The following is an 11,569-nucleotide window of genomic DNA, read 5'->3' as shown; positions in this document are numbered from 1 at the left end:
GTCACGCCGCATGCGTGTCATTCCAATCCGGCATGAAGGCCGGACATTGGCAAGAGGTGGCACGCATCATCGCACGCGCACCTCTTGTCACGACGATTATCCTACCTACATTCGCGCGTCCGCCGGCGCTCTCAACCGAGCCGCCAGCCGACCTCCTGCGTGAAGCTTTCGTAGAAGGCGCGGTCATAGGCCTGCTCGGGCGTTGCGCGCACACGCTCGTCGAGGCGCTTGGCATCCTCGCCGACGAGGATGCGCCAGCGCTCGGCCTTGACGCCGTCGAGAATGATCTTGGCGGCCTGTGCCGCCGTCGTCGGCGCATCCTCCAGGAAGCTGCGGGCGCGCTCGGCGAACACCGCCTGGACGTCCTCGTCCGACATCTTGTCGGCATCCGGCACGCCGGCCGCGACCATGCGCTTGCGCGTCAGCGCGACCTCGTCGTCGCTGAGCCGCTCCGAGCCGTCGGCGCTCTGCACCTTGCGCGAGTTGGAGACGATCGAGGTGCCGATGTGGCCGGGCATCACCACCGAGCATTTGACGTGCGGGGCGTGCAGGCGCAGGTCGTTGATCAGCGCTTCGGTGAATCCCTTCACCGCGAACTTCGCCGAGCTGTAGGCGGTGTGCGCCTGGTTCATGCCGATCGAGGCCCAGAAGCCGTTGACGCTCGCGGTGTTGACGATGTGGGCCTCGTCCGCCGCCACCAGCATCGGCAGGAAGGTGCGCACGCCGAGATAGACGCCGCCCCAGCAGATGTTGAAGGTGCGCTCCCACTGCTCGCGCGTGTTGGTGAACAGGCTGCCGCCGCCGCCGATGCCGGCATTGTTGAACAGCAGATGGATCCTGTCGGTCTTCTGCTGCTCGGCGAGCTCGTCGCGGAAACGCTTCAGGTGATCCTCGATCGCGACGTCGGCGACATGGGTCGTGACGCGCAGGCCTTGGGGCAGCTTCTCGCTCTCGCATAGCCGCTTGGTCTCGGCCATCGCGGCCTCGGAGACGTCGCACATCGCGACGTTGCAGCCCTCGGCGACGAGTTGCCGCGCGAGCTCGCGGCCCATGCCCGTGCCGCCGCCGGTGATGACCGCGATCCTTCCAGCAAAATCCTTCATGGGACTTTCGGCCCCTCCCTTGTCGGTATGTTTCTTCGGGATGTTTCTTCGTCACCGCGCCGCCCGCCGGCGCGCGCAAAATGTAGCAGCGCGGCATGCGCAAATGAAAGCGGATCGGCGATCATCAATTATTTCGGCGCGCGGACTATCGGCCGCCCGGGTGCTCGCGGCGCATCCTTCGAGACGCCCGCCGTTGGCGGGCCCTCAGGGCGGAGTGCGCGGCCGCAATTTTCAACGAGCACCGCTGGTCCCTCAGCCTCATCCTGAGGGACCGCTGAAAGCGGTCGTCTCGAAGGACGAGGCGCTTGCTCCGTTGTCGCCGCAAGCGCCCGTTGCGAGGGAGCGCCCGCGGCGCGAGCGCCACAGTCGGGCACAAGTGCCCGGTTCCCGTATTTGTCCGGCTTCGGTTTATGGGCAGATTTTTTACAATCCGAATCGTCAAATGGACACTCGGACGCTGGGTCGAGTCGGCCAGGCCAGCGTGTTGTTTGCGTGTCACAGGCTCTGGCACTCCGCTTGCATCCTTGTCGTGGTCAGAAACAACCGATGAGGTGACAGGAATGTTCGTGACCGTCGTAGCCGTGCTCTGCCGGCTGAGCGCAGCCAGCTCAGGCAGTTGTGTCGAGGAAATCGTGACCGACAGCAACATGACGCCCGAGATTTCGATGATGCAGTGCGCTGTCGGCGCACAGGCCCCCCTGGCGAAATGGATGGGCGAGCATCCGATCTATCACGCCAATTGGCGCCTCGAGCGCTACAAATGCGTGCCGGGCCACTACGAGATCAAGGGCCACGCCTAGGCCCCGCAAAACTACTGATCCGAACACGACGGATCGAGGAAACGCCCACCGGGCCCGATGACACAGCGCGCGTGTTTTGCGCGGGACTAAGCTACCAAGCATAATGCCGGGGCTCCCGGCAGGCCGCTTGACTCAGGTCAATATCCCGCTGGCCTCAGCGCGCCAACATTGCTGTACTGGCCGTATCAAACTAAACTCGCGGAAGGCAGCCAAGAATTTTGCTGACGAGTGCAGGTTGCCTTGGGCGAAGACACGTTTGATCCTTTTGAAGCGGGGCTCTCAGCCTGCCCTCTAGCGTGAGCGTCTCGGCGGCTTCGCAGTGCCGGATCGTGGACATCGATCGTGAATCGTTACACGATGGAAAGCAGAATGAAGCCCGCGCTTGCGCTGCCACCACCGCAACGTGATTTGCGTCTCGACCTGTTTCGCGGCCTCGCCAACTGGGCGATGTTTCTCGGCCATGTCCCCGGCACGGTGCTGGCGTGGTGTTCGTTCCGAAATTATGGGTTCAGCGACGGGGCCGACCTGTTCGTGTTCATCTCCGGCTACACCTCAGCGCTCGTTTATACGCGAAAGATGGAGCGAGGCTTCGTGTTCGGAGCCAGCAGGCTGTTCAGGCGCATCTGGCAAATCTACACGGCGCATATCCTGCTATTCGTAATCTACCTGGCTTTCGTCCATTTCCTGTCGGAGAGGTTCAACGCGCCTGATTTGATCGATCTGTTCAACGCCGGACCGGTCACCGGCGCGCCGAGCGAGATGATGACGCAGGGGCTCCTGCTGAGATACAAGCCTCTGAATTTGGACGTGCTGCCGCTCTACGTCGTCTTGATGGGCCTGTTTCCTCCGATCCTCTGGTTGATGTTGAGATTTCCGGACGCCGTCATGATCGGGTCGGTGCTGTTGTATCTGGCTGCGCGGCAATTCCATTTGAACCTGCCTTCCTATCCGTCGGGAAGCTGGTACTTCAATCCGCTGGCGTGGCAGCTTCTGTTTGTCACGGGCGCATGGCTCGCGTTGACGGGTGCGGGGCGTCTGCATTTCCTGCTGCGGTCCAGGATCGTGCTGGTTGTTGCGATCGCCTATTTGGTTTTTGCGGCGCTCATGACGCTGGCTGCTCACCAGCCTCAGCTCCGGGCCTTGTTTGCGCCTGCCTTGTTCGAGCTTTTCAATCCCAACGACAAGACCAATCTGGCGCCCTACCGTTATCTTCATTTGATGGTGCTGATCATCCTTGGCGCCCGGTTCATACCGATCGATGCGCCCGGGCTACGAGCCGCCATCTGGCACCCCCTGGTGAAGTGCGGCCAGCACTCCCTCGAAGTGTTTTGTGTGGGCATCCTCCTGGCCTTCATCGGGTACTTCATCCTGCAATTGGCAGGGAACGGCATCCCGGCTCAACTGCTCGTCGGAGCCGCAGGAATCGCGATCATGACGGCGGTTGCCTACTACAGATCCTGGTCGAAGCGCGTGGAGAAATCTTCACATGAGAGTCCGGTAGATGGAAAGAAGGCGCCGGAAGTCACCGGTCCCCTCGAGCATCCTGTGCTGCGCGTCGCCGGAAGTGCGGCGCAGGTCGCTCGCGGGACGGATACGCAGCGGCCGCCGCTGACCGGAGCTTGACAACCGCGCCGGCCGTCACGGTCGCGATCGGAGCCCATCACATCGACCCGAATCTGCACCGCCTGCTCGCCGAGCTGATCTCCCCGCTCCGGCCACCTCGCCGAGGCAGAAGCCTACAACCACGAGGTCCACGCGCTCGTGCGCACCTGTCTCGAAAGCCGCCGCAGGGAGATGCGCAGGATCGACCTCGACGTCGCGACCTTCATCTGCGTCAGCGCGATCGAAGCGGTGGCGCACAACACGGTGCTGAGCAGGGCCGAGGTGATCTTGAGAGGCATTAGCCCCAGATCTTTGTCTAACATTCTAGATCTGAACAACGACAATCAAAAGTTGAAATTCTATCGGCACCTGTTACGCTTACCGTATTCATCGATCATTTTTGAGGGACGGCGCTCGCATGGCCAGCCCCAAGATCATTATCCTGTCTGACGGCACCGGTAATGCTGCCTCAAGCGTTTGGCGTACCAACGTCTGGCGGATGTTCCAGGCGCTCGACCTGCAAGGCAACAGCCAGGCCGCAAAATACGACGATGGCGTTGGCACCTCGTCCTTCGTGCCGCTCGCCGTGTTGGGCGGCGCCTTCGGATATGGCCTCAAGCGCAACATCCTCGACGCCTACAAGTTCATCTGCCGCAACTACGATCACCAGAACCACTCGAACATCTACCTCTTCGGCTTCAGCCGTGGCGCGTTCACCGTGCGCGTCCTCGGCGCGCTCATCCTCCAGCAGGGCCTGGTTGTGGCGGATACCGAAGCTGAGCTGCACAACGGCGCGGTGAAGGCATACAGGGCCTACCGGGCCAAGGGCTACCACTCGATCTTGCGCATCGAGGTGCTCTTCCGCGCCTTGCGCGACTACGTCCTGGTGCCGGTGCTCGACCTCCTGCGGGGCAACAAACCGTACGCCAAGATCGTCCGCAAGGACGTCCCATCCATAGAGTTCATCGGCGTGTGGGACACGGTCGCGGCCTACGGCCTGCCGATGGACGAGATGACGCGCGGCGTGAGCAACTGGATCTGGCCCCTTGAGCTTCCGAACCGGATCCTGAGCCAACGCGTCAAATGCGCAAGGCACGCGCTTGCGCTCGACGATGAGCGGACGACCTTTCATCCCGTGCTCTGGACCGAGGAAGGCGAATCCAAGCCAAGTGTCCTCACCACCATTGACGACGAGCGCCTGGTCCAGGTCTGGTTCGTCGGCATGCACGCCAACGTGGGCGGAGGTTATCCCGACGATGCCGTATCGTTCGTGCCGCTGTCCTGGCTTGTCGACGAGTCCATCAAGCGTGGTCTCGTGTTCAAGGAGGCCCCGTTCGCAGACCCCGACTCCATCAAACTGATCAATTCCGCGCAGGATAAGGACGGCCGGCTCTATGACTCGCGTTCCGGCCTCGGCTCTTACTACCGCTATGGCCCGCGGAAGGTGTCCGACCTGTGCAACGACCCGGATGTCGGCGTCAGCGTCAAGTTGCCGAAGATCCACGAAAGTGTCTTCGACCGCATCGACAGCGGCTGCAATGCCTATGCTCCGATCGGCTTGCCGCCGGAATACCTCGTGGTTTCCCGCAACGGCAAGCTCACGCCGCTCGGGCCGACGACATTCGAGACGCCAGCGGGTGCGCCCGCCCGGTTTGCGGCACAGGAAAAGCTCTGGAATTTCGTCTGGATGCGTCGGCTGGCGTATTTCGCTACCTTGGCCGCCACGCTGCATCTTGCGGCGTTCTGGCTGTTCCACGACCGCATCAAGGAGCATGAGTTCGAGTCGCCGATCCGGATGGTCTCCGAACTCGTGCGGTTCATCGAGTCCTTCCTGCCGAAATCACTCCACTGGTGGACGGACTGGTACGCCGCGAACCCTGAATGGTTCGCCGGGGGCATCGCCGCCGTGATCCTGCTTATGGTTCTTGGCGGTAGCCTTAGCGCCAAAATCAAGGACCGGATGCGCCTGCTGTGGCGGGACCGGGTGGCGCCGGTGCCGCTCTCCGGTCTGATGCACGACGCCATTCACGCGTTCAGGACCCACCCGGCCTATCAGTTTGTCATCCGCACCGCGAAGCGGCACGTCCTGCCCCTGTTTTTGGTGGTGGTGATGGCCTGGTTCGGCGCGACGGTCGCGAGCCATTTCCTGTTCAATGTTGCGGATTCGATGGGGGCATTCTGCAAGGGCACGGCGGAGGCAACGCTTATCCCGGTCAATAAGGGCATCGACCAGGACGGCGCGGACTTTGCGACGTCGGCGATCTGTGCGCCAACAGGCCTGAAGGTCTTTTCCGGTCGATCGTATGAGATCAGAATCGCGGTCACCGAGCCCTGGGCCGACGCCGAGCGGCCGACTACACCTGCTGGTTTCCGGACCTCCACGGTCGAGCTTGCCAACCGGTGGAAGTTTCGCAGCGCCATTTTCCTTCGCCGCATCCTGTTCAGACCCTGGTACCGCATCATTGCGCGGGTTGGCGAGACCGGCGTAGACGAGTATTTCCTCGATCCGATCCCGCTTCCGAACACGACACCGCAGACGTACAAAGCAACGTTCAAGGCTGCACGCAGCGGTGAGCTTTTTCTCTACGTCAACGACGCCGTGATCGGCCTGCCGTGGCTCAGCGACACGTTTTACCCGAACAACGGAGGCAAGGCTAAGGTCACCGTTAAACTGCTGTGAGGCAATTCAGAAGCCATCGAAGGAGCCAACTGTCGATAACCCGCTTGGGATCTCGCGATGGCAAACAGATGCAAAGAATGTAGTGCGACGATGATCCCCATTTATCCATAAATAATCCTCAGCTACCGCCAGGCGCTGCAAAACCGTCTTCGGAATTTTTTGTTTACCGACCACCCAAGCAGCCACCGCCGCCGATCGTCGCACATGGGTCACCGCCGGAGCGAGCCCTACGTCCCGGTCCAATCACCCAACCGATGCTTCGAGAAAAATGGTCGGAGCGAGAGGATTTGAACCTCCGACCCCTAGTCTCCCAGGCACGGGCGCTGGCCTTAGCATTCGTCAAACCTTCCAATGAGTTAGCTCGCCTTCACGGCAGGCGTTCGGGATCTTTTTCGGGACTTTTCTCGGCTTTCTTGCATGGCCTCGATCGCGCCGGCGATCTCGTCATCCAGGACGTGCGCGTATTTCAGCGTGGTCCTGATGTTGCGATGGTTGAGCGCCTTCTGGACCAGCTTCAGATTGCGGCTGTCGCGAAGAAGTTTCGTCGCGAAGTCGTGGCGCTTGTCGTGGAACCGGAAATCCTCCACCCCCGACCGTGCCCGGTGACGCTTCCATTCGGTCTTGAGGCCGTTGTACGTGATCGGATAGCGAGCGCCCTTAGAGAGGCGACGACGCTTCTGGGTGCGCTTGGCCACGTAAGTGAAAACAAACTCCTCGTGGTGCCCGCGAAGCGGCCAGAGGATGCTCCTGATTAACGGCGTGATCCGAACGACGATCTTCCGTCCGCCCTTTCCCGTTTTGACGATCTGGCGCGCTCCCCAATCGACCTCAGGCCACCTCAGCAGGCACTCCCGCAACCGCACACCAGAGGCGTCCGCGAAGTCCATGATTGGCTGGTAATCGTCGCGAACAGTTGCGTCCAGCCGGTCCAGCTCGTCAGACTTTAACTCGCGGACGCGCTCCTCCGGCTCCTCCAGCAGATGGCTGGTCCAGTCCGGCTCGCTGTTAAAACTGAGGTTCCAGGCCTTTGCTCGGGTGAAAAGCTTTTTCAGCACCTCGGTAGTGCTACGATTGACGGTAGCCGGCGATCAGCGGCGCTGGTGGCGCGCCCTTGGGCAGCGGCTTCTTGCGGTGCACGGTCCTGCGATGCCCGCGCCGCCAGGCGACGAGCTGCGCAACGTCGGTATCCCTGATGTCAGTCAGCAGACGGTCCGGCCCAAAGTACTCGACGAGCCGCGCCAGGTCACGTTCAGTCGTGCCGGCGCCGGCGTGATGTTGACCGACCTCGAGCCAGTACCGATCGGCAACGTCGTCTAGCCGCAAAGAGGTCGAGGCCTTTCGCTCGGCCTCGATCTGCTTCAGCGCCGCTGCCCGCTCTAGCCGCTCGATCCCTTCGGCTTCGCGCTTGCCTTTTGCGCCAGTCGAGCCATGAAACCGATGACCTTTGAGCTGGAAGTCGAAGTGGTAGAACGGGCTGCCCTTGTGTTTGTAGACTGACATTGCGGCATGTCTCTTTGCGTCCGACCTCGAATAAAATCCTCCAGATCGGCCTCTGTGAACTTGATGCGACGCTTCACCGCGCCGCGCCCCACGTTGATGTAGCGAATTGAGCCGTCGTCGACGAATGCAATCAAGGTCTTTATGGAGACCTGAAGCCGATCGGCAGCCTCGCGCGGCGATAGGAGGACCATGACTGAAGCGTCTCGCGCAGGACCGTCAAAGCTTCACTTCATGCATGCGGGCCAGGGCCGGGCCATCCGGGTGCCGGTTCGGGAAGTAACCGACGATCGAAATACCCTGCAGCGGATACTCGTTCACGTGACCCGAAATCGCTTCGCCCCAAACGGACCTCAAATGCCACCACGGACTGCGGACGATCAGATCGGTACGCTTGTGTTGGCTCACCAAGACCTGCACGGCCTGAAGCTCGGCCTCGGCCGGACCAATCTTGCCGAGCAACATTCGGGCCGCTTCCAAATGCCCATGAAGCTCAATGTACTGCTCGCGCAGATCACGCTGGATCTTGCGAGCGCCGGCAGCCCGCTTTTCGATTCCAGCCATCTGTTCCGCCGCAACCGCCTCCCTTTGCCGCCGTTCCGCGCCGACGATCGCTATGCGAAGCTCCTCTTGTTCGGTCTGATTGGCCGCAATCCTTTTTCGGACCTCGTTCGCCTTTTCCGGCGTCGCAAACAAGGCATCCTCAAGCTCGGACTTCAAATCGTCGGCCTCAGCCTCGACGATACTGAGTCGATCCTGCAGTTCGGGAATAATCGTTGAAAAATCCTGCGAATTACGCAGTGCCGGCAGCCGGTCCAAAATCGCCTTCATAAGGGCCATGGGGAATCTCCTGTGTTACCCGGCCCGAAATCTGATGCAGCCGCTGCCGTTTTAAAAACGCAAATCTCCGGAAATCGTTTTCCGGAATGAAGACGCTAAAGCGGCGGCCGCTTCATCGTAGTGCCCGGTTGACGCGACTTCCGACCAGCAGCATCGTAGATGGCAGTCAGCAGATCCGCATAAGCCTGCAAATAAGGTCCAGGATCGGACTTTGCAGCCTTCAGCCACTTGCCCGTAACGAAGTCCACTGCACTGGTTCTGCTTCCTTCCCGGTCAATCTGCCCGAGGGACTCGAGCTGCCTGACATTTTCCTCGATGATCTCTTCGATCAATTTGCCCTTGCCTGGCGGGAGCCCGAAGGAGATTAGCCGAACGAGAACTTCCTGCACTGGCGACGACCAGTCGACACGAAGCCGACCAGGCGCGCCTCTCTTGTCCTCCACAAAGTTAGTTGGCGCAGCCGATGGTCCACCCTCCCCCGTCCACAAGAAACAGGCGTCGTACACGACCGACCTTCCCGGCCCCTTCAAGATCCCATGGTCGACGTTGATAGGCTCATATTGCGTGGCCAACCTTCCCGACATCGGGTCCCACTTTGGCGAATGTGGCTCCAGCCGAGCGGCCCATATCAATCGACCATCCTTTAGATCCAGGCAGACGCGTTGCCAGTAGTCATGCACGCTGAGCGCCCATACGCCCTGCTTCTCTCCTTCGGCCGGCGCCGCGTAGATTCCATCTAACTTGCGCACAAGCCCGTCTTTTCCGCAGAATTCATCAATGATCTGCTCCAATCGGATAGATCCATTGGGCGGAACCAGGACAGGAAACTCCTGTCCCCTTCGGACCGGGTTGCTCATACAATTCCTCCGTCATTGATGATCTTAGAAAGCCGTTCATCGACTCGGCTGAGCGCCATAGTCGCGTTGACAAACATTCCCGACGGCCGCGCCATCGCACCATGGCTGAGGAGATCGCCGAACTCACTTCTGCGGTATGCCGCGCCGTCCTTTACGTATCGGCATGGCGCAAAGTCTTCTTCAACATCGCCGCAGAGAAGGAACCAATCTCCACTCTGATGGCCAAAATCTCGAACAAGCACAGGAGCGCGGTAGTAAAACAATTCATGCGCCACCCTGACGTCTTCCCGTGCACGCCTCTTGATTGCAGCTCTGCGGTGGGGAGCCAACAACCGATCGCCATCGGAAAAGACCAACCGATGCACCGTATCGGCTGCACCGGCGGCATCATCTGTGAGCCGAAGGACCGCACGCAAAAGCGCAATCATATAGACGTCCAGCGCAAGAAAACGCCGGGGGCTACCGCGGCCGGGTGCTTCAGAACAGAGATCGAGCCCGTTTTTGAGCTGATAGTTCATGATGACCATCGGCCGGACCGAAAGAGCGTCCGCAACCTGGTCGATTGAAAACGTCGCCGTTAACGGCTCAGCGACCAAAGGCCTGCGAATCATATCTCTCTGCCTCCAAGTACATTCTAATGGAATTTACTTGGCCTAGACAGACGCAACCTGTGGAGCGCCGCCGCGAAGACGGAGGCGGCGCTCCATCCGCAACCTCAAGCTGCCTGGATCTCTTGCCTTTCAAACGGAACGACAGCCACGCCGGGCAACGGCTGGCCGCCAACGAGGCCCATGATGTTGTCGACCAGCCTGCGGTAGGCCGATGCGCCGGCGTTGGCGGCCTCATCCGAATCGGTCCATTCGAGAGCATTGTTCAGAGCGCAGGCCCGCGCCTGCAGTGCGAGATCGACCAGGGAAGTGACCGGCGCGGATGCGATCAGCTCGACAACGTCGGCGATCTCGTCATTGAGAGCCGCCCAACGATCAGCATTATCGGAGAGCGCAAAAGCACCGCCCTCCCGTTCCGCCTGATCGCAGGCGGCAAGCTCGAGCCGGTCCTTTTCCCGCTGGGCGAGCCAGCGCGCATAGATATCGTCGAAGCGCGCAGCAAGATCCGGACGGCTATAGCCAACCAAATCCGAGTGATCGGCGATCGAGGCTGTGGTAACGAGGGGCAGAACGGCTGTTGAACTCAACGCAGACATAACGCTTCTCCGGGATACAGGTACACATGAGCCGGCCGACTGGCCGGCGGCGCGAACATCGCCCCTCGGTGTTTCGATTTCGTGATTCATGGATTGGGCTCGCGGATTGACCGGCTTCTCGGGACCGGGCGCCAGCGGCGGGCTGGCACCGGGAGACTGAGAACACGTCCGCGAGAACGTGCGCCACGACCTTTCCCGAAGGTCTTGTATAGCCGTGGCACTCCCGGCATAGTGAGCCGGTCGCGACCCACGGCAAATGGGCGCGGTAACGTCTTTTCAGCGGGACAAGAGGCCCGGCAAGGCCGATGGCCCGCCTATCGCGGATGAAGCGCTATCCCCGGCAAGGGACCGCTTCGGGAGTTCTCAGGCTCCGCGGGCCAGAATCACTGATTTGCGATGCGACGGCAAGCCCCTTCAGGGCGGCTTTCGCGCGCCTGCACCGAAGAAGCGAGGGCAGTCGAGTCTTCCACAGCCACGACCGGCAGTGGCCTCCGGCATTTCCGACCCCCTAGGAATGGGCAATTTGCCAACGACAGACGAGTGCCTTCTTCATGAGAAGATGGGCACAAAGTCGCGTGAGGTCATCTGGGGCGGACGGATCATGGGCGCAGAGATACGCGCTCAGGGAGCCCGCCAGCGCGCTCAGGAAGCATCTCGCGAGGCGGACCAGGCCGAGGCCGAAGCATGGTCCGTGCGGATGGAAGGCTACGGCGGTCCTGCACAACCATCTCCGACAATCGATCAGTGCCTCAACGGAGGACTCGGCTGGCTCGAGGTCGAGTGCAGCCGATGTAAGACGCGCGCTAGTCTTCCTCTCGACGCGATCCGGCGGCCGAGGGAAACACCAATTTGGAAATTGGAAGCCTCTCTCAAGTGCCGTTCATGTCGGAATGGCCGCTGGGCTCCTCCTGTGCGCATGATCAAGCTGACGCAGACGCAGCGCATCACCCCGTACAAGTGGGTTCACCCGACCGAAGAGCGCTAAG

Annotated in this window: 12 protein-coding genes and 1 pseudogene; 4 read left to right on the top strand and 9 right to left on the bottom strand. The window is 61.0% G+C overall.

Features of this window, described 5'->3' with window-relative positions; translation table 11 throughout:
- Positions 1-131 precede the first annotated feature (131 nt).
- A complete protein-coding gene (locus WI560_RS13625) occupies positions 132-1,103 on the bottom strand; it encodes an SDR family NAD(P)-dependent oxidoreductase (protein ID WP_375308413.1) in 972 nt (323 codons plus the stop codon).
- Between the two features lie 560 nt (positions 1,104-1,663).
- Between WI560_RS13625 and WI560_RS13620 the strand changes: the two genes are divergently transcribed.
- Positions 1,664-1,903 carry a hypothetical protein gene (locus tag WI560_RS13620; RefSeq protein WP_015685698.1) on the top strand — a complete coding sequence of 80 codons (240 nt, stop codon included), beginning with the start codon at positions 1,664-1,666 and terminating at the stop codon, positions 1,901-1,903.
- A gap of 369 nt (positions 1,904-2,272) precedes the next feature.
- Complete coding sequence (locus tag WI560_RS13615) at positions 2,273-3,526, top strand: OpgC domain-containing protein (RefSeq protein ID WP_375308412.1); 1,254 nt, start codon at positions 2,273-2,275, stop codon at positions 3,524-3,526.
- A 113-nt stretch (positions 3,527-3,639) separates the two neighbouring features.
- Here the strand turns inward: WI560_RS13615 and WI560_RS13610 are convergent, their stop codons facing one another.
- The gene (locus tag WI560_RS13610; protein ID WP_375308411.1) at positions 3,640-3,804 is read right to left on the bottom strand and encodes a hypothetical protein; all 165 of its coding nucleotides are present in this window, start codon (positions 3,802-3,804) and stop codon (positions 3,640-3,642) included.
- A 119-nt stretch (positions 3,805-3,923) separates the two neighbouring features.
- Here WI560_RS13610 and WI560_RS13605 point away from each other — a divergent pair, with 119 nt between their 5' ends.
- Positions 3,924-6,185, top strand: a complete 2,262-nt coding sequence (locus WI560_RS13605; protein ID WP_375308410.1) for a DUF2235 domain-containing protein — start codon at positions 3,924-3,926, stop codon at positions 6,183-6,185.
- Positions 6,186-6,541: 356 nt separating this feature from the next.
- Here WI560_RS13605 and WI560_RS13600 read toward each other — a convergent pair whose 3' ends face one another.
- From WI560_RS13600 to WI560_RS13570, 7 genes and pseudogenes are all read right to left on the bottom strand, one after another.
- On the bottom strand, positions 6,542-7,240 hold the full coding sequence (locus WI560_RS13600; RefSeq protein ID WP_375308409.1) for a tyrosine-type recombinase/integrase: 699 nt from the start codon (positions 7,238-7,240) through the stop codon (positions 6,542-6,544).
- 10 nt (positions 7,241-7,250) lie between these two features.
- Positions 7,251-7,685: a hypothetical protein gene (locus tag WI560_RS13595; protein WP_375308408.1), complete on the bottom strand. Its 435-nt coding sequence runs from the start codon at positions 7,683-7,685 to the stop codon at positions 7,251-7,253.
- A gap of 80 nt (positions 7,686-7,765) precedes the next feature.
- Positions 7,766-7,876: pseudogene (locus WI560_RS13590) on the bottom strand (hypothetical protein); the annotation flags it as partial.
- A 25-nt stretch (positions 7,877-7,901) separates the two neighbouring features.
- Positions 7,902-8,522 carry a hypothetical protein gene (locus WI560_RS13585; protein ID WP_375308407.1) on the bottom strand — a complete coding sequence of 207 codons (621 nt, stop codon included), beginning with the start codon at positions 8,520-8,522 and terminating at the stop codon, positions 7,902-7,904.
- A gap of 95 nt (positions 8,523-8,617) precedes the next feature.
- Positions 8,618-9,313 carry a hypothetical protein gene (locus WI560_RS13580; protein ID WP_375308406.1) on the bottom strand — a complete coding sequence of 232 codons (696 nt, stop codon included), beginning with the start codon at positions 9,311-9,313 and terminating at the stop codon, positions 8,618-8,620.
- Positions 9,314-9,375: 62 nt separating this feature from the next.
- On the bottom strand, positions 9,376-9,897 hold the full coding sequence (locus tag WI560_RS13575) for a hypothetical protein (protein WP_375308405.1): 522 nt from the start codon (positions 9,895-9,897) through the stop codon (positions 9,376-9,378).
- Between the two features lie 197 nt (positions 9,898-10,094).
- Complete coding sequence (locus WI560_RS13570) at positions 10,095-10,583, bottom strand: hypothetical protein (RefSeq protein ID WP_375308404.1); 489 nt, start codon at positions 10,581-10,583, stop codon at positions 10,095-10,097.
- A 559-nt stretch (positions 10,584-11,142) separates the two neighbouring features.
- On the opposite strand from WI560_RS13570, the gene WI560_RS13565 reads away from it, so the two are divergent.
- Positions 11,143-11,568: a hypothetical protein gene (locus WI560_RS13565; protein WP_375308832.1), complete on the top strand. Its 426-nt coding sequence runs from the start codon at positions 11,143-11,145 to the stop codon at positions 11,566-11,568.
- Position 11,569: the final 1 nt, after the last annotated feature.

The organism is Bradyrhizobium sp. A11, assembly GCF_042077125.1.
Classification (GTDB): domain Bacteria; phylum Pseudomonadota; class Alphaproteobacteria; order Rhizobiales; family Xanthobacteraceae; genus Bradyrhizobium; species Bradyrhizobium japonicum_B.
This window is presented reverse-complemented; position numbering and strand designations above follow the sequence as displayed.